Origin of the sequence: Streptomyces sp. SID11385 (assembly GCF_010548245.1) — a bacterium.
Classification (GTDB): Bacteria; Actinomycetota; Actinomycetes; order Streptomycetales; family Streptomycetaceae; genus Streptomyces.
Window position 1 is genome coordinate 1 of sequence record NZ_JAAGLR010000846.1, and the last position, 20,088, is coordinate 20,088.

The window sequence follows — 20,088 nt, forward strand, 5'->3', positions numbered from 1 at the left end:
GCGCGAGCCCGGCGCGCGGGCCGCAGGTGGGCCAGGCGTTGGGCCCCTGGCTCCTGAGCACCTTCTCGGCGACGACGATCTGCTCGGCGCGCGTCGCCTGGTCGGCGCGCGCGGCGTACGCGCTGCCGCCGAACGCCTTCCACGTGCTGGTGGTGAACTGGAGCCCGCCGTAGAAGCCGTTCCCCGTGTTGATGTCCCAGTCGCCGCCGGACTCGCAGCGGGCGACCTTGTCCCAGGTCTGTTCGGTGGCGGCGGTGGCCCCGCCCGCGGCGACGAGCGGCAGGGCGAGACCCGCACCGCCCGCCGTGACGGTGAGCGAGGCGCGCTGGATGCGGGGCGGCTGGGGACGCCGGTGACGGCCACGTAACGCCATGAGGACTCCCTCGTACGACGGCAGCTCCGCAAAGTTAAGGGGCGTACACCCTGCGCGACAAGCGGTTCGGGACAAGACGCAGCTCAGGAGGGGCCTCGCAGCGGACGCGCGGCGGGCCGCGAGCGGGCCGCCGCACGGTGGTCGCGACCGGCGGCGCCCCCTTCCCCAGGAGATTCCGGCCCGGCGCGGACATACTTGTGTGCGAATCGGTGTTGTGACGCCTGACACCGGCGGCCGCGCCGGGCAGTGACAAGGAGTGACACGCATGAGCGCTTCCGCACAGATCGGCGTGACCGGACTCGCGGTCATGGGCCGCAACCTGGCCCGCAATTTCGCGCGGCACGGCTACACCGTCGCCCTGCACAACCGCACCGCGGCGAAGACCCACGCCCTCGTCGAGGAGTTCGGCGAGGAGGGCTCCTTCGTGCCCACCGAGAGCGCCGAGGAGTTCGTGGCGGCGCTGGAGCGGCCCCGGCGGCTCGTCGTCATGGTCAAGGCGGGCGAGGCGACGGACGCGGTGATCGACGAGTTCGCCCCGCTCCTCGAAGAGGGCGACATGATCGTCGACGGCGGCAACGCCCACTTCGCCGACACCCGCCGCCGCGAGCGCGCGCTGCGCGAGCGGGGCATCCACTTCGTCGGGACCGGCATCTCGGGCGGCGAGGAGGGCGCGCTCAACGGGCCGAGCATCATGCCCGGCGGCTCGAAGGAGTCGTACGCGTCGCTCGGCCCGATGCTGGAGAAGATCGCCGCGAAGGCCGAGGACGGCGCGCCCTGTGTGACGCACATCGGTCCGGACGGCGCGGGGCACTTCGTCAAGATGGTGCACAACGGCATCGAGTACGCCGACATGCAGCTCATCGGGGAGGCGTACCAGCTGCTGCGCGACGTCGCGGGGTACTCGCCCGCGCGCATCGCCGACGTCTTCCGCACGTGGAACACGGGCCGCCTCGACTCCTACCTCATCGAGATCACCGCCGAGGTGCTCAAGCACGCCGACCCGAGGACGGGGAAGCCCTTCGTGGACGTCGTCGCCGACGCGGCGGAGCAGAAGGGGACGGGGCGGTGGACGGTGCAGATCGCGCTCGACCTCGGCGTGCCCGTCTCGGGGATCGCGGAGGCGGTGTTCGCGCGCAGCCTCTCCGGGCACACGGCGCTGCGCGGGGCTTCGGGGCACTTGAGCGGGCCGACGCCGAAGCCCCTGGAGGAGGCCGAGGCGGCACGCTTCGCGGACCAGGTGGAGCAGGCGCTCTACGCCTCGAAGATCGTCTCGTACACGCAGGGCTTCCACGAGATCGCGGCGGGCAGCGCCGAGTACGACTGGGACATCGACCTCGGCGCGGTCGCCTCGATCTGGCGCGCCGGGTGCATCATCCGCGCCGCTTTCCTCGACCGCATCACGGCCGCCTACGCCAAGCAGCCCGAGCTGCCGAGCCTGCTCTCTGACCCGGCGTTCGCGAGCGAGGTGGAGGGAGCGCAGGGCGACTGGCGGGACGTCATCCAGACGGCGGTACGGCAGGGCGTCGCGACACCCGGCTTCTCGACAGCGCTCGCGTACTACGACGCGCTGCGCGCCCCCCGGCTCCCGGCGGCGCTGACGCAGGCCCAGCGGGACTACTTCGGTGCGCACACGTACCAGCGCGTCGACCGCGAGGGCACGTTCCACACGCTGTGGGGCGGGGACCGCTCGGAGGTGGAGTCCTGACGGGGCGCCGGTGAGCCGGAGGCGCTGAGCCCGCGGCAGGAGTGAAGCGGCAAGGGCGGCCGTCCGCGAGGGAGGCCGCCCTTCGCCGTGGGTGCCCGGTCGCGGCTCCCCCGTCCGGTGGCTTACACCGGTCCCGGCTGGGGCTCCGGGTCGGGACCCGGGGACGGTGGCACGGGGGACGGGGCCGGGCCCGGGAGCGGCGGTTGCGGCTGCGGGTCGGGGACACCGGGACCCGGCCCGGGGACCGGCGTCGGGGACGGCGGTACGGGGTCGGGCGTGGGCGAGGGGCCCGGGCCGGGAGGCGGGGTCGGGCGCGGCGGTTCGGGGTCGGGTACGGGGTCCGGCGGCGTGGGGGTGGGGCCCGGTGTCGGCGCGGGCGGCATGGGATCGGGCGGGCTCGTGAACCCCGGCTCCGTGCCCGGGACGCTGCCCGGAGCGATGACGGTCATGACGGGTCTCCTTCCGGCCTGTGACGACTGCGGCTTTCGGAGTCCTCCCCCGCCTACCCACCCGCGTCGCGGCCACGCGGCCCCCCTGGTCCGGATGGCCCAGCCGCCGGACCCCGCCGCCCGTACCGGAAGCCGCCGCCGCCCGGGGCGCCGTCACCCCACCGCCACGCCCACCTCCTTGGCGCTTCCGCCCTCCCCGCTGTCGGCCTCCGTCACCCGCGCCTCGTGCAGCGCCGTGTACCGCCCGCCGAGGGCCAGGAGTTCCTCGTGGGTGCCGCGTTCCGTGATGCGGCCGTCCTCGACGACGAGGATGAGGTCGGCGGCGCGGATCGTGCTCAGGCGGTGGGCGATGACGAGGGCCGTGCGGTCCGCGAGGGCTTCGGCGAGTGCTTCGCGGACGGCGGCCTCGGAGGAGTTGTCGAGGTGCGCGGTCGCCTCGTCGAGGATGACGACACGCTGGCCCGCGAGGAGGAGGCGGGCGAGTGTCAGGCGTTGGCGTTCGCCGCCCGAGAGCCGGTAGCCGCGCTCGCCGACGACGGTGTCGAGACCGTCCGGGAGGCGCGCCACGAGGGCGTCGACACGGGCCCGGCGCAGCGCCTCCCACACCTCCGGCTCGCTCGCCGCGGGGCGGGCGACGAGGAGGTTGGCGCGGACCGTGTCGTGGAAGAGGTGCCCGTCCTGCGTGACCATGCCGACGGTGGCCCGCAGCGAGGCGGCGCTCAGCTCCCGTACGTCCACGCCGCCGACCCGCACGGCGCCCGCGTCGGCGTCGTACAGGCGCGGCAGGAGCTGGGCGAGCGTGGATTTCCCCGCGCCCGAGGGGCCGACGAGGGCGACGGTCTGGCCGGGCTCGGCGCGGAAGCTGACGCCGTGCAGGACTTCCTCGCCGCCCCGGTCGTCGAGCGTCGCGACCTCTTCGAGCGAGGCGAGCGAGACGGCGTCGGCGGCCGGGTAGGCGAAGCGGACGTCCTCGAAGGCGATGCCGACGGGGCCCTCGGGGACGTCCTTCGCACCGGGGCGCTCGCGCACGAGCGGGACGAGGTCGAGGACTTCGAAGACGCGCTCGAAGCTCACGAGCGCGCCCATGATCTCGACGCGGGCCCCGGCGAGCGCGGTGAGCGGGGTGTAGAGGCGGGTGAGGAGGAGGGCGAGCGAGACGACGGTGCCCGTGTCGAGGCTCCCGGCGAGCGCGAGGGAGCCGCCGAGCCCGTAGACGAGGGCGAGCGCGAGCGCGGAGACGAGGGTCAGGAGCGTCAGGAAGACGGTCTGCGTCATGGCGACGCGCACACCGATGTCGCGGACGCGGGCGGCGCGCGCGGCGAACTCGGCCGACTCGGCGCGCGGGTCCCCGTACAGCTTGACGAGCGTCGCGCCGGGGGCGGAGAAACGCTCCGTCATACGGGAGCCCATCGCGGCGTTGTGCTCGGCCGCCTCGCGGCTGAGCGCGGCCATGCGGCGGCCCGTGCGGCGCGCGGGGACGACGAAGACGGGCAGGAGGACGAGGGCGAGGAGCGTGATCCGCCACGAGAGCGCGAGCATGACGGCGAGGGTCAGCAGAAGTGTGACGAGGTTGGTGGCGATCCCGGAGAGGGTGCTGCTGAAGGCGCGCTGGGCGCCGATGACGTCGTTGTTGAGACGGCTGACGAGTGCTCCGGTGCGCGTGCGCGTGAAGAAGGCCACGGGCAGTTTCTGGACGTGGTCGAAGACCGCGGTGCGCAGGTCGAGGATGAGTCCTTCGCCGATCGTCGCGGACAGGCGGCGGCCGACGAGGGTGAGCGCCGCCTCGGCGAGCGCGGCGAGCGCGATGAGCCCGGCGAGGGTGACGACGCGGGCTCGGGCGCCGCCCGAGCCGATCGTGTCGACGACGTCGCCCGCGAGGAGCGGGGTCGCGACCGTGAGGAAGGCGGCACCGATGCCGGTGAGCAGGTAGGCGAGCAGCGCGCGGCGGCGGGGCCGGGCGAAGGCGGTGATACGGCGCAGGGTCGCGCGGGCGAGGGGGCGGGCGGCCTGTTCCTGGCGGAATGCCTGGAGTTGGGACCAGGCGGTCATGTCGAGGCTCATGCACGGGACGCTAGAAGCTCAAGCAATGTTGAGGTCAAGTGCCGCCGGGGCGTTCGCGGGAGAGGCCGGCCCCCGCGCAGCCGGCCCCCGCGCCCGGAAGCAGCCACCCCCGCGTTCCCGCCCCGCTCAGTCCCCCGCCGTCGTCCCCGTCCGCCCCGAGGACACGCCGTAGTACTGGAGGTCCTGGACCTTCGGCTTCGCCTCGACCGGGTACTCGGTGCGGACCGAGGCCGTGCGGGTGCCGTCGCGCCAGATCTCGCCGGTCGCCGTGCCGGTGCGAAGCGGGACGACAAGGGGGTGGACGCCGGTGTTGAGGCGCTCCTCCTTCGTGGCCCCGTCCTGGAGGACGCGGACGGCGGCGGGGGCGCTGAGGAAGGCGAGCGCTTCGACGGTGTCGCGGGCCGGGGCGGAGTTGCCGCGCAGCCGCATCGTCTTCGCGGCTCCCTGGGCGGGCGAGGCGGCGGCGAACTGGGTGCGGGATGTGACGTACACGGTGTCGCGGACGATCTTCGGCCAGTCCCCCGTCTTGAAGCGGGTCAGGTAGTACGAGGAGAGGTCGAGGTAGGTGTAGCCGTTGTGGAGCGAGGGCGCGAACTGGGTGCCCTCGCTGTAGTCGTTCCAGGTCGTGAGCTGGACCCAGTCGGCGTCCGTGTCGATGGCGGCCTGCCAGCTCGCGCGCAGCGTGGCGGTGTTGCCCGCCTCGTCGTAGATGCCCTGGTTGGGCCGCGCGTCCTGGACCGAGACGGGCTGCATCCACAGCTTGCCGAGGTCCTTGGCGCGCGCGACATCGGCCGCGGCGCCGCCCTGCGCCGTGTAGCTGCGGTTGCCCCACTCGCTGAAGCCCTCGCTGAGGGGCGCGAAGCGCGCGGCGTTGGCGGGGAAGTCCAGGAAGACGGGCAGGAGGGCGGCGTCGGTGCCGTGCCGCGTCCGGAGGGTGTCGAGGACCTGGCGCCACCAGCCGGGTTCCTTCGCCTCGGCCTTGAACGGCGAGACGACGAGGCGGCCGTCGGCGAAGCGCCCGGCGGCGGGCGAGGCGGCGAGTTCGGCGAGGCGGGCGGCGAGCGTGCCGGGGCCGGTGCCGGCGAGGGCGACCATGTCGGGCATGAGGACGACCCGGAAGCCGGGGTCGACCGCGTGGGCCGCCGCCATGAGGAGCTTGACGCGGTCCCAGTTGGGCCCGGAGAGCGAGAGGAGGTCGACGGTGAAGCCGTCGAGCCCGGCGTCGCGCGCCGTCCGCACCTCCTGCTCCATGTTGGCCTGCTGCCAGTCGCTCCCGCCCGGCGCGACGGGGCGCGGCCGGTCGCGCAGCAGGCCGCCGTACGCGGCGTGCTTGCCGCTCTCGCCCTCGGGCCGCAGGTAGTTGCGGGCGTAGTAGTCGGCGCCGGGGGCCTGGTTGTCGAGCGAGAGCGGGTAGGGCGTGAAGTAGTGGGCGTAGACCTTCTTGCCGCTCGCGTGCAGGGTCTCGACCGCCGGGAGGTCGAAGGGCAGCGCCTCGGCGGCGGGGCGGACGGCCTTCGGCAGCGGTGAGGCCGCCGCGCCCTGGGGCAGCGGGCGTGCGGCGGCGGCCTGTTGGCCGCCGTCCCTGCCCCCGAGGGCGAGCCCGGTCCCGGCGACGAGGCCGAGCAGGGCGAGCCCGAGCAGGACGGCGAGCGGCAGCCGCAGGCGGCGTACCGGCGGGATGCGGCGGTGCGGCGGCAGCGGCACGCTGTCCCCCTCGGTCACGGGCGCCCGCGGTACGGGCGGCGTCGGCAGTGGTGGTACGGGCGCCAGTAGTACAGCGGATCGAACGCCATCCCACAACAAGAGGCCGAAACTCGGCCACTCACGTCACTTCCGGCCAAAGGTGATCAAGCTCGCCCGCCGTACACCCCTTCGCACAGCTCGGGCATACTGGAGCCACTTCGTTCGCTCAACGAACACCCGCGCGAACAGATACCGGCACGCCCTGCCGTCACCCCCGCAACGGGGGGTTAACCGCGGGTCACCGGATGCGGACTTTCCTGTAAACGGAGGTACACACGGCCCATTGCGTGGCTTAGTGTTCTCCCTTGCCACACTTGTTCGCCGTTCGGGGATTCGGCCGATGGGTCGTGGTTCGTCAACACGTGCCGGGGGGGTACATGTGGCATGTCCAGTCGCCTGAGACCAGTGCGTCCGCTGTCAGCCGGCTGCCCAGGGGGCTGCCCCCGGGCAGCAAGCCGCGCTGGTACCAGCCGATGGCGCTCTTCGTCGACACTGCCGGTACGGCCGTACCGGTCGCTCTGCTGTTCCGTCACCACGGCCAGCGGCACCCGCTGATCAGCGCAGCCGTCGCCGCGGCGGCCTGGCTGCTCGTGCAGGCGTTCCGGCAGCGGTACGCGCGCCGCGCGATCGGCGAGTCACGCGGGGCGCTGCCCGTCCTGCACGACTGGCTGATCCTGCTCGGCGTGCTCGCCTTCGTCTACGTGGCGGCCGATCTCCACCACGGCCAGCTCGTGAGCCTCGGCGCGCTCGTGCCCGCCCTCTTGCTCACGCTCGCCTGCCGCAAACTGACCTTCCGCCACCTCGCCAAGACCCGCAGGGCCGCGCAGGGTGTCGTGCGGGTGCTCCTGCTCGGTGAGCCCTCCGCCGTGGAATCGGTCGCCGGGCACCTGGCGGGGCACACCAACCACCCGTACGTCGTCGTCGGCGTCGTCGCGCTCGGCTCCGCGCCGCTCGACGCGGGCCTCAGGCTCGCGGCGCGGCTGCCCGACGAGGCCGAGACCGCGCCGGGGGCGGACACGACGCTCGTGCTCGCCGCCTCCGCCGAACTCCGCGTCGACCTGGTCCTCGTCGCCGCCGGACGTGTCATGTCCGGGGCACGGCTGCGGCAGTTGTCGTGGGGGCTGCACGACGCGGGCCTCGAACTCGCCGTCGCCCCCGGGCTCGTCGAGGTCGCGCCGAAGCGCGTCGAGACGACCTCGGCCGCCGGGATGGCGCTGCTGCGCATCGCGCCGCCCGTACGGCGCGGCATGCAGCCGGTGCTCAAGGCGGTCCTGGACCGCGTGCTCGCCGTGCTCGGGATCGCCGTCGTCTCGCCGCTCCTGCTCGGGATCGCGCTCGCCATCAAGCTCACCTCGCGCGGCCCGGTCTTCTACCGCAGCGAGCGCGTCGGGCAGAACGGCGTGCCGTTCATGATGTGGAAGTTCCGCTCGATGAAGGTCGGCGCCGACAAGATGAAGGAAGCGCTGGCGAGCGAGAACGAGAACGACGGCGCGATGTTCAAGATGCGCAGGGACCCGCGCGTCACCCGCGTCGGGCGCCTCCTGCGGCGCACCTCGCTCGACGAACTGCCCCAGCTCCTCAACGTCGTGACCGGGCAGATGTCCCTCGTGGGGCCGCGCCCGCCGCTGCCGGACGAGGTCGCCACGTACTCGGAGACCGAGCGCCGCCGCCTCGCGGTGCGCCCCGGGATGACGGGGCTCTGGCAGATCAGCGGGCGCTCGGACCTGTCCTGGGACGAGACGGTGGCGCTCGACCTGAGCTACGTCGACAACTGGTCGTTCACGAGCGACGTGGACGTCATGGCCCGTACGCTCCGCGCCGTCGTCGACGGTCGCGGTGCGTACTGACCGGGGGCGGGCCGCCGGGGGGACGAGTCCCGGCGCGCCGCGCCCCGCGGGCACCGTCTCAGAGCGTCGCGCGCCACGCCTCGTACGTACCGGCGATGCCCTCGCGCAGCGCGATGCGCGGCTTCCAGCCGAGCGAGGCGAGCCGCGAGATGTCGAGCAGCTTGCGCGGGGTGCCGTCGGGCTTGCTCGTGTCCCAGGCGATGCGGCCCTCGTAGCCGACGACGTCGCGGACCGTCTCGGCCAGCTCGCGGATCGTCAGGTCCTCGCCGCAGCCGACGTTGACGGGCTCGGCACCGTCGTAGGAGCGCAGGAGCAGGGCGCAGGCGGCGGCGAGGTCGTCGACGTGCAGGAACTCGCGGCGCGGGCTGCCCGAGCCCCACAGCACGACCTCCTCGCGACCCTCCGCCCTCGCCTCGTGGAAGCGGCGCACGAGGGCGGGCAGGACGTGCGAGGTCTCCAGGTCGAAGTTGTCGCCCGGCCCGTAGAGGTTCGTCGGCATCGCCGAGATGTACGCGGCGCCGTACTGGCTCCGGTAGGACTGCACCTGCGTGATCCCGGCGATCTTCGCGAGCGCGTACGCCTGGTTCGTCGGCTCCAGCGGCCCGGTCAGCAGCGCGTCCTCGTGGATGGGCTGCGGGGCGTGCTTGGGGTAGATGCACGAGGAGCCGAGGAAGAGCAGGCGCTCGACCCCGGCGGCGTGGGCGCCCGCGATGACCGAGAGCTGGATCTGGAGGTTCTCCTCCAGGAACTGCACGGGGTAGGTCGAGTTCGCCATGATCCCGCCGACCTTGGCGGCGGCGAGCACGACCGCGTCGGGGCGGGTCTCCTTGAGGTACGCGGCCGTCGCGGCGGCGTCGCGCAGGTCGAGTTCGGTACGGGTCCTGGTGAGCACCTCGTGGCCGTCGGCGCCGAGTCGGCGGGCGACGGCGGAGCCCACGAGGCCGCGGTGGCCGGCGACGAATATCCGGGCCCGCTCGGGCAGGAGCTGCGATTGCGTCATGGACCGGATCATGCCAGGACAAGCGGCGTCGCGGGCAGCCGGGCGGTACTTTTCCGCGCGGACCATGACAGAACACAACAGAACCAGCGCGGCCCCGACCGCGCCCACAGCCTCAACCACAGCAACAGCAACAGCAACAGCAAGAGTCAGAACCACCAAGGCGGCCCCTCCGGCCGGCCGGTTCAGGAGGGGACCCACCCATGAGCAAGACCGCGCTGATCACCGGCATCACCGGGCAGGACGGCTCGTACCTGGCGGAGCTGCTGCTCGCCAAGGGCTACGAGGTGCACGGACTGCTGCGCCGCTCGTCGAGCTTCAACACCGAGCGCATCGACCACATCTACCAGGGCCCGCAGGAGGACGACCGCCGCCTCGTGCTGCACCACGCGGACCTCAGCGACGGCGTCGCGCTCGTGAACCTGCTGCGTGAGATACGCCCCGACGAGGTCTACAACCTCGGCGCCCAGTCGCACGTCCGCGTCTCCTTCGACGCCCCGCTGTACACGGGCGACGTGACGGGCCTCGGCGCGCTGCGGCTCCTGGAGGCGATCCGCGCCTCGGGCGTGGACACCCGCATCTACCAGGCCAGCTCCTCGGAGATGTTCGGCGCCACCCCGCCGCCGCAGAACGAGGGGACGCCCTTCCACCCGCGCAGCCCCTACGGCGCCGCGAAGGTCTACGCCTACTGGGCGACGGTCAACTACCGCGAGGCGTACGACATGTTCGCGGTCAACGGCATCCTCTTCAACCACGAGTCCCCGCGCCGCGGCGAGACCTTCGTGACCCGCAAGATCACCCGCGCCGTGGCCCGGATCAAGGCCGGGCTCCAGGAGCACCTGTACCTCGGCAACCTCGACGCGGTCCGGGACTGGGGCTTCGCGCCCGAGTACGTCGAGGCGATGTGGCGGATGCTCCAGCACGACGAGCCCACCGACTACGTCGTGGCCACCGGGGTGCCCGCCACGGTCCGCCAGTTCACCGAGACCGCGTTCGCGCACGCCGGGCTCGACTGGAACGCGCACGTGCGCTACGACGCCAAGTACGAGCGCCCGAGCGAGGTGGACGCGCTCATCGGCGACGCGAGCAAGGCGCGCGAACTGCTCGGCTGGAAGCCGACGGTGCTCGTCGAGGAGCTGGCGCGGATCATGGTCGACGCCGATGTGCGCCAGGTGGAGGACCAGCTCGCGGGCGCGACGGTGCGCATCGACCGCTGAGGCGGGAAGGGACACTTCGGACACCGCGAGGGGTGGCAGGCGCCCCTGACGCACGAGGGTCCCCCGGGACAACCGCTTTCCCGGGGGACCTTGCGCTTCTTTCATACCAATCAGGTCAAGGAAGCCCCATGAGAGGGCACCCCGGGCTCATGTGACTGAGTATCTCCTGCGAAGATACGACCACTTCGGCCAGAGCAGGCCGCTTGCCGGGCCCAACGCCTTGGGGGATAGATGCAAAGATCCAAGGGGCTCTCCGCTGCCCTTGTCCTCTCCGCTTCCGTCATGGGGCTGGGGGCGCTCGCCGCCCCCCAGGCCGCCGCGGTCACCGCGCCGGTCGCCTTCACCGCGGACGACCTGCCGACCTGGCAGACCAACGGCATCGTCTGGGCGCTCGCCCAGTCCGGTGACACGGTCTTCGTCGGCGGTACGTTCTCGCAGGTGCGCCCGCCGGACGGGCAGGCCGGGACGGCGAAGAGCGCGGTGAACTTCGCCGCGATGGACGCGGCGACGGGCGCGCCCATCGACTGCGACCTCTCCTTCACCGTCGCGAGCGGCACCGCCACGGTGCGCTCGATGGCGGTCTCCGAGGACGGCAAGACGCTGTACGTCGGTGGTTACTTCGGCGCGGTCAACGGGGTCGCCGCGAGCAGCCTCGCCGCGATCGACGTCGCGACGTGCAAGCCGAAGACGGACTTCAAGGCGAGCTTCCCCGCGACCGTCCGGGCCCTCGCGGTCTCCGGGAACACGGTCTACGCGGGCGGCGACTTCACCAGCGTGGGCGGCCAGTCCCACAAGCGCTTCGCCGCGGTGAACGGCACCACGGGCGCGGTGCTGCCCTGGCAGGCCGACGCGGACCAGCCGGGCCGGGCCATCGCGGTCACGCCCGACCACAAGCACGTCCTGCTCGGCGGGGACTTCTTCACGGTCAACGGCGCGGACTCGCACGCGCTCGGCGTGGTCGACGCGACGACCGGCGCCAACGTCAAGACCTACCCCGGCAACTTCGTGCCGCAGAACTCGGTCGTGAAGTCGATCGCGACGGACGGCACCGGGTTCTACACTGGCAACGAGGGCACGGGCGGCGGCGTCTTCGACGGCCGGATCGCCGTCGATCTCGACACCTACGCGCAGCGCTGGCGCGACACGTGCCTCGGCGCCACGCAGTCGGTGCTCCCCTACGACGGCGTGCTCTACAGCGCCTCGCACGCGCACGACTGCTCCAGCGTCGACGAGTTCCCCGACGGGCGCCGCCACCACCTGCTCGCGCAGCCGGTGGACGACGTGCACAAGCTCGGCTGGATGCCGGACACCAACGACGGGCTCGGCGAGGGCATCGGCCCGCGCGCGATGTCCATATCCGGCAGCGGCTCGACGAAGTACCTGTGGGTCGGCGGCGAGTTCACCACCGTCAACGGCGGTGCGGCGCAGGGCCTGACCCGCTTCGCGACCGGGCCCGACACCGGGGCGCCGGGCGCGCCGCAGGCCAGCGCGGCGAGCGTCAAGCCCGGCGCGGTGCAGGTGCGGTGGCGTACGGGGCTCGACCTCGACGACAGCCGCCTGACGTACAAGGTGTACCGCAACGGCTCGGCCACGCCGATCCACACCATGACGGGCGACTCGCTGGAGTGGTCGCGTCCTCAGCTCTCCTTCACGGACACCACCGCGAAGGCGGGCGAGACCTACACGTACCGGGTCACCGCCACCGACGCGGCCGGGAACACGAGCGCGCAGTCGAACGCGGTCAGCGTGACCGTGCCAGAGAGCGCGCAGGCGTACCCGAACGCGGTCCTCGACGACGGCGCGTCGATGTACTGGCGCTACGACGAGACGAGCGGCCCCTTCGTCGGCGACCTCTCCTCCGGCGACCTGCACGGCCTCGGCCGCAACGCGCCGTCGACGGGCTCCGCCGCGGGCGTCCTGAACGACTCGAAGGCGCTGAGCCTCAACGGGACGAACCAGCAGGTCAACTCCGACCGCCGGACGACCATCAAGGGCGCGTACACGCTGGAGACGTGGTTCAAGACGACCACGACGCAGGGCGGGAAGCTGCTCGGCTTCGGTGACCAGACGGGCACCCGGGGCAGCGGCAACTACGACAAGCACCTGTACATGACCGACTCCGGGAAGGTCGTCTTCGGCGCCCACCCGGGCATGCCGAAGACCGTCGCCTCCAGCGCGGGCCTCAACGACGGCAAGTGGCACCACGCCGTCGGTACGCAGGACGGCTCCGGCATGAAGCTGTACGTGGACGGCAAGCTCCAGGAGAGCAACGACGTCACGGGCAACCAGGCGTACTCCGGGTACTGGCACGTCGGCGGCGACAACATCAGCGGCTGGCCCGAGGCCCCCTCCAGCCAGTTCTTCAACGGCCAGATCGACGAGACGGCCGTCTACGACAAGGCGCTGACGCCCGAGCAGGTCAACAGCCACTACCAGCTCGCGACCAACCCCGCGCCGGCCGACACCATCGTCAAGGTGACGGCGAGCGAGGACGCCTACGCCAACGCGGGCGCGCCGAGCACCAACTACGGCTCGTCCAGCTCGCTCGCCGTGCGCGGCACCTCCGCGTACGAGAGCTACCTGCGCTTCACCCTGCCGAAGGCGCCCGCCGGGACCGTGCTCAAGAGCGCGCGGCTCGCGGTGAAGACGTCCACGCAGTCCGGCGCCGGTTCGGCCGACGACCAGCGCATCCAGCCGGTCACCGGGGACTGGACGGAGGCGGGCGTCACGTACAAGAACAAGCCCGCGCTCGGGAACACGACGCTCGGCACGCTGAGCGGCGCGACCGAGGGCTCGACGGTGTACTCGGCGCTGCTCGACACGAGCGCGATGAAGGCGGCGCTCGGCGGCGAGTACAGCATGGCGATGACGAGCGAGGGCACCGACCCGCTGTGGCTGTGGTCGAGCGAGGCGAGCGCGGGAGCCCAGACCCCGCAGCTCGTCCTGACCTTCGGCGCGGCTGACTGATCGCGGCGGCTACGCCTCCGGGAGCGCCCCAGCCGGTGTCGAGCCCCCCGACGTGCTCGGTCACTCGTTCCTCGTGACCTGCGCGCGACGGGCGTCTCGACACCGGCGCGCTCCCTTCGGCGCGCACCGTAGTCCCGGATCGGCTGACGCACGCGGGGCCGGACGCCTTCACAGGGTCCGGCCCCGCGCCCGTATCCCCCGTCCCTTCCGTACAGGAGTAGTTCCATGCGCACCACCACTCGCCGGCCCCTCGCGGGCGCGCTCGTGCTCGGCACGGCGCTGCTCGCGCTGAGCGCCTGCGGTTCCTCGGACGACGGGGACAAGGGCGACTCGACCGCCGGGCAGCCGCTGGCCCCGTCGTCGGCCGCCGCCTCGCCGAGTCCCTCGGGCTCCAAGGCCCCGGCCCGCAACGAGGCCGCGAAGGAGGCGAAGCCGAGCGGGCCCGTCGAGTCGGACGACAAGCTCAAGCCCGCGACGGGTTCCTTCACGCAGAAGGAGAAGAAGTACCTCAGCGGCCGGGTGCCCAAGAACATGGACCCCGCCGCCGTGCTCCAGACCGGGCAGGAGGCGTGCGACCGGCTGAAGCTGACGGCCTCGCACGACAAGGACGCCGCCGTGGGCGCGCTCATCGCGGGCGAGATCCCCGACGCGGTCGCCGCCATCGGCCAGCTCTGCCCCGAGCAGCAGCCGCTCCTGGACCGGGCCCGGCAGGGCTTCACGGAGGGCACGAGGAAGAACCCGTCGCCCGGCACGTACCGCGCGCTCACGGCGGACGCGAGCACGTGCACGTGGCAGGCGCTCGGCGCGGGCGGCACGTCGCTCGCCGCGGGGCCGCCGCAGGGCACGAAGCCCGAGAAGGTGACGGCGAAGATCCCGGCCGGTACGGAGAAGTTCGTCTCGCAGGGCTGCTACGCCTGGCTGCCCGTCTGAGCGGGACTCCCGGACACGGGGACGGGGCTGCGGTACGCGCGTAGCGCCGCCCCGTCCCCGTGTCCGCCCGCTACAGGCCCTCGTACACGGTCAGGAGCCGGTCCACGACCGCGTCCATCGCGAAGGTCTCGCCCGCGAGGGCGTGCGCGGCGCGGGAGGCCGCCACGTGGTGGGCCGGGTCGAGGAGGTCGGCGATGGCGGGGGCGAGCCCGTCCGCCGTCGTGACGACGCGGCCCGCGCCCGCGCGCGCGATGTCCTTGGCGAGGCCGTTCGAGGTCGTGACGACCGCGGGGGTGCCGACCGAGAGGGCTTCGAGCACGGACATCGGGAAGGGTTCGTCGACGGCCGGGAGGACGTAGACGGTGGCCTCGCGCAGCGTGCGGAGCATGTCCTCGCCGCTCAGCGGTCCGGGCAGGGCGACCTTGTCGCGCAGCCCGAGGCTGTCCACGAGGGCGCGGACGGCATCGAGTTCGCCCTCGTCGGGCCCCGCCACCGTGAAGCGGGCGTTCGGGTGCGCGGCGAGGAGTTCCGGGATCGCGGCGACGAAGTCGGTGGGCCGTTTGCGGGCCTGGAGCCGGGCGGCGTACACGAGGTGCGGCGCGGTGCCGTCCCACGGCGTACGGGGTTCCTGCGCCGGGACGCCGTTGACGAGCCGTACCGCCTGGGCGAGCGGCGGGGCGCCGACGACGGCGTCGAGCCCCGCGCGTTCGTGCTCCGTCAGGTAGAGCACGGCGCCCGCGCCGCGCAGCAGGCGGCGCACGGCGAGCGCGTCGAGCACCTTCGCGAGCGCTTTGCCGCTGGGGTCGACCATGCCGTGCGTCTGGAGCACGAGCGGGCGCCCGGCGCGCAGCGCGGCGAGGGCGACCGGGAGGGTCACGAGGTCGCGCGCGAGGTGCACGTGGACGACGTCCGCCTCGCGCACCAGGCGGCGCGCGGAGCCGAGCAGCGCGGGCGAGGTGATGCCGCTGAAGCCGAGCGGGGCGAGCCTGCGGGCCTGGTAGAGGCGCGCGGGCACGCCCTCAACATCGGTGGGCAGGGCGCTGTCGAAGCCGTCGCCGAGCGCGAGGAGACCGGCCTCGTGGCCGCGCTCCTTGAGGCCCTTCGCGAGGTTGAGCGCGACACGGACCGGGCCGCCGAAGGCGTGCGTGGGGCTGTGCAGCGTGACGGCGTGCAGGACTCTCATACGGGCTCCGGTACGGGCCTGCGGCTGCCGTCGACGGCGTGCAGGGTCAGGGCGGGCAGGTCGCGGGTGAGCACCGTGCCGGCCGCGACGACGGACTGGGCGCCGACCGTGACGCCCGCGAGGACCGTGGCGCGGGTGGCGACCCAGGCGCCGTCCTCGACGGTGATCGGGGCGTTGCGGTAGCGGAAGTCGGCCTTGCGGTGGTCGTGGCTGCCCGTGCAGATCATGGCCTCCTGCGAGACGCAGACGTGGGCGCCGATCCGGATGGGCTCCAGGTTGAGCAGGAAGGCGCCCTCGCCTATCCAGGTGTGGTCGCCTATCTCCAGCTTCCACGGCCACAGGACGCGCACCCGGTGCCGGATGAGCACTCCCTCGCCGATCTTCGCGCCGAAGGCGCGCAGCAGCATGGTGCGGACCCGGGCCGGTGTGAACCACGCCATGAAGACCGTGTTCATGACGGCGAACCACAGGGCCTGGACGAGTTTTCCGCGTCCCTTGTCGTAACCGGCCAGCGTGAAGGCCGGGAGATTGCGCATGTGTGTAACCCCCACCGGCGCCTCCCCTGGCGCCCTCGGTGCTCAGCCTAATGGTTGACTCAAGGTGACCGACGAGCGTCGGTAGACTGCCGCGGGGGATCTCTTCCGGTCGTCGTACCGGACGAGTGGCGCGGACCGGTGACCACCGGCCGTGGTCGGGGCACGAGTTGGGGCGGGGGTCGCTGGATGGCGACAGGCACGGAGCAGGCCGGGACGCGCGTCGAGGACAGGCCGCAGCCCGTCCCGGGCCCGGTGGACGCGGAGTGGGGGAAGCCGACCTCCCCGCGCACCCTGCTCTCGCGCGCCCTCTCGGTGCCCCTGGTGCTCGGGCTCGCCGTGTTCTTCCCGCTGTGGGTGTGCGCGCAGACCGGCGCGGGGATCAAGGACGCCGTCTTCTGGCTGCAACTCGCGCTCACCGTCTACTCCGGCGCGCGGCTCTCCGCGATGATCCTCACCAACAAGCGGAAGCTGCTCCAGGGCTCCTTCTGGCTCTTCGTCTACATGGCGATGGGCGTCGCCCCGCTCGCGCAGGTCGTCCTGGGGCAGACCCCGACCGTCGTGGTGGGCGCGCGCGGGGACCTCGTCGAGGCGACGGCACTGGTCCTCGCCGGGTGCATCGCCTTCGACCTGGGCGCGCTCCTGGGCCGTACCCGCCCGGAGCGGCCCGGACGCGACGAGAACGCGCTGCGGCTCGTGCACCGCAGGCGGCTGTACGCGCTCGTGCTCTTCTCCTTCGTGGCGAGCGCGCTGTTCGTGCAGAAACTGGGCGGCCCGGCCGTCTTCTTCAGCAGCCGTCAGGAGATCATCGCGGGCATCGAGGACGCGGGGCTCTCGCAGGACGGCTCGCAGGCGGGGCAGGCGATCCTGCGCGGCCTCGGCACCGTGCCGGCGCTGCTCTCGCTGCTCATCTACACGCGGTGGGTCGTGACCTCGAAGCGGGCCAGGCGCTCCCCGGTGATCCTCGCGACGTGGCTCGCGCTCGCGCTCCTGAACTGCGTCGTGAACAACCCGATATCGAACCCGCGCTACTGGTTCCTCACAGTGATGTTCTCGCTGCTGTTCACGGTTTTCCCGCGCAGCGCGGCGATGTACCGCTCGGCGCTGAGCCTCGGGGTCGTCGTGGCACTCGTCGTCTTCCCCTTCGCGGACCGCTTCCGCTACGACGAGAAGAACTACAAGCCGATGCAGACGACGTCGATCCTGGAGCCGCTCGCGCTCAAGGACTACGACCAGACGGCGATGTTCTCCAACACCATCACGTACGTGCACTCCGGCGAGGGCCACACCTTCGGCCTCCAGTTGCTCGGGGACGTGTTCTTCGCGGTGCCGCGCTCGGTGTGGAACAGCAAGCCGAAGGACACGGGCGTCATCGTCGGCGAGTGGATGGACAACAAGAACACCAACCTGTCCTCGCCCGTGTGGGCCGAGTTGTGGATCGACTTCGGTCCGCTCGGCGTCTTCGGCGGCCTCCTCGGCGTCGGCTTCCTCGCGGCGCGCGTCGACAGGCGCTACGCACGCCGGGCAGTGCGCCGGACCCCCTCGGGGGCGCTCGTCTCCGTCCTCGTACCGCTCGTCGCCGGCTACTCCTTCATCCTGCTGCGCGGCCCCCTGCTCCAGGCGACGGGCCGCGTCGCGATCGCGGCGGTGTGCGTGGCACTCATCTCGACGCGGCGCAGCGACGGACGGGCGTGGATGAAGTGAGGCGCCCCCCGAGGGTGGGGGCGCGGGCGCGGGTGAGGCGCGCGGCTGAGGTACGGGGCTGAAGCGCGCGGGCGCCGGGAACGGTTCCCGGCGCCCGCTCAGCTGTAGTACGTGATCTTGTCGTCCAGGACGCCGATCGCCCGGCGCAGCGCCTCGACCCGCTCCTCCAGCGCGGCGCGTGCGCAGGAAGCCGACGCGGTCCTCCGCCGGGTGCTCGGCGCGCAGCATGGCGACGAACTCGCGAAGGTCCGCGATGCCGAGCCCGGCGTCGCGGAAGCACGTGACGAGGCCGATCCAGAAGACGTCGTCCTCGGTGTACTCCCGGTGCCCGCCGCCCGAGCGCCGGATCGGGCCGATGAGTCCCTCGCGCTCGTAGTAGCGCAGGGTGTCGAGCGGGACGCCGGTGCGCGCGACGGCGGCGGCCGGGGTGAGGGTCGTCATGCGGGCCTCCTGGAAGGGACGTGGGGCTACCGCGCCGCGGCGAAACGGGCCGTCGCCGCGTCGTCGAGGCGTACGTCGCGCGCCGCGAGCGCCTGTTCGACGTGCTCGGGGCGGCTCACACCGACGATCGGCGCGATCCCCTGCCGCCGCAGCCAGGCCAGCACGACCTGGTTGCGGGTGACGCCGAGGCCGCGCGCGAGCTCGTCCAGGACCGCGAGCACCCGGCCGGTCCCGGGATGATCGTAGGTGGCGGGGAGCGGCTTGTCCGCCCGCTCGTAGGAACCCCACAGCAGGGCGCTGTACGCCCACACGGCCAGCCCCTCCTCGCGCGCGAGGTCCAGGTCCTCGGCCGCGAGCAGGCGGTGGCCCGCCTCGGCGAGGGGCGTGAGGGGGCGTGGCTGGAGGAGCGAGTGGCGCAGTTGCAGCGCGGTCCAGGGCTCCACCCCCTGGTCCCGGGCGAGCGCGCGGGCCCGCTCCACGCGCCAGGCGGCGTGGTTCGCGGCGCCGATCCGCGACGCCGTGCCGCGCGCCACCAGTTCGCCGAAGACGCCCACGGTCTCCGCCAGCGGCACGGAGCGGTCCTCCGCGTGCGCCCACAGCAGGTCGACGTGGTCGGTGCCGAGGCGTGCGAGGCTCGCCGCGACGCCCTCCCGTACCGCGCGCGCCGAGAGCCCCTCCGCGCTCTTCGGCCACGCGTGCGCCACGAGGGGGTTCTGCCGGACCTTCGTGGCGATGCGGACGCTGTCGCGGACTCCGGGGCGGGCCTTGAGCCAGGCCCCGATGACCCGCTCGCTCGCGCCGCCCAGGCCGCTCGGGTCGGACCAGAAGGAGTAGCAGTTCGCGGTGTCGAGCCAGACGCCGCCCCCGGCGACGAAGGCGTCGAGGAGGTTGAAGGCACGCGCGCGGTCGACGCGCGTGCCGAAGTCCATGGTGCCGAGGATGATTCCGGGTTCGTCGTGATCCATGGCCGCCATGCTCGGATCTGGAGCGCGCTCCAGGTCAAGTCCGCGCGGCGCACGGGCGTCCGCGCGGTCAGGCCGGGGCGGTCTCCTGCCGGTCGTCCGGGTCCGGGGCCGCCGCGGGCGGGTGCTCGGGGAGCCGGCGTACGCGGTTCCAGGCGCCGACCGCCTTGAGCGCGGAGCCGAGCGCGAGTCCCCAGGCGGCGCCCTGGACGCCCACGAGGGCGTAGCCGCCGAGCATGAAGGCGACCGAGAGGAGCGAGAAGACGACCTGGAGGGAGAGCGTCGCGCGGGGGCTGAGGACGCGCAGGGTGACGAGCGCGCAGGTGCCGAGCGCCATGACGGCGTACTGGCTCCCCGTCGCGGGCAGGAGCTTCGCCGTCGCCTCCCACGTGGCGCCGAGCAGGTGCTTGCCCGCGCTCGCGGGGAGCGCGTACAGGAGCAGCGCCCAGCCGAGCGCGACGCAGCCGAGCACGACGCCGAGCAGGGCCGCGGCGCGGGCGGTGGCGCGACGGCCGCCGAAGCGGCCGAGGATCGGCGGGCCGAAGGCGTTGACGGAGTTGAAGAGGACGTTGAGCGGCCCGAACAGGGTCGTCGCGCCGCGCAGCGCGCCGACCGCGAGCGGGTTCGCGAAGAGGCCGAGGCCGAGGACGGCGAGCTGGCTGGAGGCGTTGCCGACGGCGAACTCGACGACGAAGCGCCGCCCGAGGTGGCCGCGCCCGAAGTAGGTGGCCAGGCGGGCGCGGGTGTCGCGCACGTACGGGCGCAGCAGCGCGAGCGCGAGGAGCAGCGCGGGGATCGCCGACAGGCCCCAGGCCAGGACCATGCGGGCGGGGCCCGCGTGGTGCGGCTGGAGGGCGAGCGCGGGCACGACGCACACGAGGCGCAGGGTGTCGGCGGCGAGCGCGCGGTGCGGGACGCGCAGCGCGGAGAAGGAGTAGCGCAGCCCGTCCTGGAGCAGCGCGAGCGGCAGGACGGC

The 20,088-nt window shown here is 73.1% G+C and carries 14 protein-coding genes and 1 pseudogene; 6 read left to right on the forward strand and 9 right to left on the reverse strand.

Annotation, left to right across the window (positions count from 1 at the left end):
• The coding region (locus G3I42_RS25590; RefSeq protein ID WP_164289719.1) for a transglycosylase family protein at nt 1–373 on the reverse strand (373 nt) is incomplete at its 3' end.
• A gap of 265 nt (nt 374–638) precedes the next feature.
• Here G3I42_RS25590 and gndA point away from each other — a divergent pair.
• Nucleotides 639–2,078 carry an NADP-dependent phosphogluconate dehydrogenase gene (gene gndA / locus G3I42_RS25595; protein ID WP_164289721.1) on the forward strand — a complete coding sequence of 480 codons (1,440 nt, stop codon included), beginning with the start codon at nt 639–641 and terminating at the stop codon, nt 2,076–2,078.
• 602 nt (nt 2,079–2,680) lie between these two features.
• On the opposite strand, the gene G3I42_RS25600 is transcribed toward gndA, so the two are convergent.
• Both G3I42_RS25600 and G3I42_RS25605 read right to left on the reverse strand, forming a co-directional pair.
• Nucleotides 2,681–4,588: an ABC transporter ATP-binding protein gene (locus tag G3I42_RS25600; protein WP_164289723.1), complete on the reverse strand. Its 1,908-nt coding sequence runs from the start codon at nt 4,586–4,588 to the stop codon at nt 2,681–2,683.
• A 126-nt stretch (nt 4,589–4,714) separates the two neighbouring features.
• Complete coding sequence (locus G3I42_RS25605) at nt 4,715–6,310, reverse strand: glycoside hydrolase family 71 protein (protein ID WP_343244665.1); 1,596 nt, start codon at nt 6,308–6,310, stop codon at nt 4,715–4,717.
• A gap of 398 nt (nt 6,311–6,708) precedes the next feature.
• Here G3I42_RS25605 and G3I42_RS25610 point away from each other — a divergent pair, with 398 nt between their 5' ends.
• Nucleotides 6,709–8,178, forward strand: coding sequence for a sugar transferase (locus tag G3I42_RS25610; protein ID WP_239096669.1), 1,470 nt, complete (start codon nt 6,709–6,711; stop codon nt 8,176–8,178).
• A 58-nt stretch (nt 8,179–8,236) separates the two neighbouring features.
• Here the strand turns inward: G3I42_RS25610 and G3I42_RS25615 are convergent, their stop codons facing one another.
• The gene (locus G3I42_RS25615; protein ID WP_203607338.1) at nt 8,237–9,178 is read right to left on the reverse strand and encodes a GDP-L-fucose synthase; all 942 of its coding nucleotides are present in this window, start codon (nt 9,176–9,178) and stop codon (nt 8,237–8,239) included.
• A gap of 200 nt (nt 9,179–9,378) precedes the next feature.
• On the opposite strand from G3I42_RS25615, the gene gmd reads away from it, so the two are divergent.
• The 3 genes from gmd (at nt 9,379) to G3I42_RS25630 (ending at nt 14,289) form a co-directional block, all read left to right on the forward strand.
• Nucleotides 9,379–10,392: a GDP-mannose 4,6-dehydratase gene (gmd, locus tag G3I42_RS25620; protein ID WP_164289725.1), complete on the forward strand. Its 1,014-nt coding sequence runs from the start codon at nt 9,379–9,381 to the stop codon at nt 10,390–10,392.
• Between the two features lie 231 nt (nt 10,393–10,623).
• A complete protein-coding gene (locus G3I42_RS25625; RefSeq protein WP_239096670.1) occupies nt 10,624–13,359 on the forward strand; it encodes a LamG-like jellyroll fold domain-containing protein in 2,736 nt (911 codons plus the stop codon).
• A gap of 225 nt (nt 13,360–13,584) precedes the next feature.
• Complete coding sequence (locus tag G3I42_RS25630; protein WP_164289727.1) at nt 13,585–14,289, forward strand: hypothetical protein; 705 nt, start codon at nt 13,585–13,587, stop codon at nt 14,287–14,289.
• Nucleotides 14,290–14,359: 70 nt separating this feature from the next.
• Here G3I42_RS25630 and G3I42_RS25635 read toward each other — a convergent pair whose 3' ends face one another.
• Together G3I42_RS25635 and G3I42_RS25640 are read right to left on the reverse strand one after the other, a co-directional pair.
• A complete protein-coding gene (locus tag G3I42_RS25635; protein WP_164289729.1) occupies nt 14,360–15,472 on the reverse strand; it encodes a glycosyltransferase in 1,113 nt (370 codons plus the stop codon).
• Entirely contained in the window at nt 15,469–16,008 is a 540-nt protein-coding gene (locus G3I42_RS25640) for a WcaF family extracellular polysaccharide biosynthesis acetyltransferase (RefSeq protein ID WP_164289731.1), read from the reverse strand. The genes G3I42_RS25635 and G3I42_RS25640 overlap by 4 nt, the downstream gene beginning before the upstream one ends.
• A 186-nt stretch (nt 16,009–16,194) precedes the next feature.
• On the opposite strand from G3I42_RS25640, the gene G3I42_RS25645 reads away from it, so the two are divergent.
• The gene (locus tag G3I42_RS25645; RefSeq protein WP_164289733.1) at nt 16,195–17,709 is read left to right on the forward strand and encodes a hypothetical protein; all 1,515 of its coding nucleotides are present in this window, start codon (nt 16,195–16,197) and stop codon (nt 17,707–17,709) included.
• Nucleotides 17,710–17,807: 98 nt separating this feature from the next.
• On the opposite strand, the pseudogene G3I42_RS38485 reads toward G3I42_RS25645, so the two are convergent.
• From G3I42_RS38485 to G3I42_RS25660, 3 genes and pseudogenes are all read right to left on the reverse strand, one after another.
• Nucleotides 17,808–18,150 (reverse strand): annotated as a pseudogene (locus G3I42_RS38485) (MerR family transcriptional regulator).
• A gap of 26 nt (nt 18,151–18,176) precedes the next feature.
• The gene (locus G3I42_RS25655; RefSeq protein ID WP_164289734.1) at nt 18,177–19,124 is read right to left on the reverse strand and encodes an aldo/keto reductase; all 948 of its coding nucleotides are present in this window, start codon (nt 19,122–19,124) and stop codon (nt 18,177–18,179) included.
• A 58-nt stretch (nt 19,125–19,182) separates the two neighbouring features.
• Nucleotides 19,183–20,088: hypothetical protein (locus tag G3I42_RS25660; RefSeq protein ID WP_164289735.1), on the reverse strand; the 906-nt coding region annotated here is incomplete at its 5' end.

Excerpts from the sequence above, each read along its gene's own strand:
- gndA (WP_164289721.1), top strand. The coding sequence starts at position 639 with ATGAGCGCTTCCGCACAGATCGGCGTGACCGGACTCGCGGTCATGGGC.
- G3I42_RS25600 (WP_164289723.1), bottom strand. The coding sequence starts at position 4,588 with ATGAGCCTCGACATGACCGCCTGGTCCCAACTCCAGGCATTCCGCCAG.
- G3I42_RS25610 (WP_239096669.1), top strand. The coding sequence starts at position 6,709 with ATGTGGCATGTCCAGTCGCCTGAGACCAGTGCGTCCGCTGTCAGCCGG.
- G3I42_RS25615 (WP_203607338.1), bottom strand. The coding sequence starts at position 9,178 with ATGACGCAATCGCAGCTCCTGCCCGAGCGGGCCCGGATATTCGTCGCC.
- gmd (WP_164289725.1), top strand. The coding sequence starts at position 9,379 with ATGAGCAAGACCGCGCTGATCACCGGCATCACCGGGCAGGACGGCTCG.
- G3I42_RS25625 (WP_239096670.1), top strand. The coding sequence starts at position 10,624 with ATGCAAAGATCCAAGGGGCTCTCCGCTGCCCTTGTCCTCTCCGCTTCC.
- G3I42_RS25630 (WP_164289727.1), top strand. The coding sequence starts at position 13,585 with ATGCGCACCACCACTCGCCGGCCCCTCGCGGGCGCGCTCGTGCTCGGC.
- G3I42_RS25635 (WP_164289729.1), bottom strand. The coding sequence starts at position 15,472 with ATGAGAGTCCTGCACGCCGTCACGCTGCACAGCCCCACGCACGCCTTC.
- G3I42_RS25640 (WP_164289731.1), bottom strand. The coding sequence starts at position 16,008 with ATGCGCAATCTCCCGGCCTTCACGCTGGCCGGTTACGACAAGGGACGC.
- G3I42_RS25645 (WP_164289733.1), top strand. The coding sequence starts at position 16,195 with ATGGCGACAGGCACGGAGCAGGCCGGGACGCGCGTCGAGGACAGGCCG.
- G3I42_RS25655 (WP_164289734.1), bottom strand. The coding sequence starts at position 19,124 with ATGGCGGCCATGGATCACGACGAACCCGGAATCATCCTCGGCACCATG.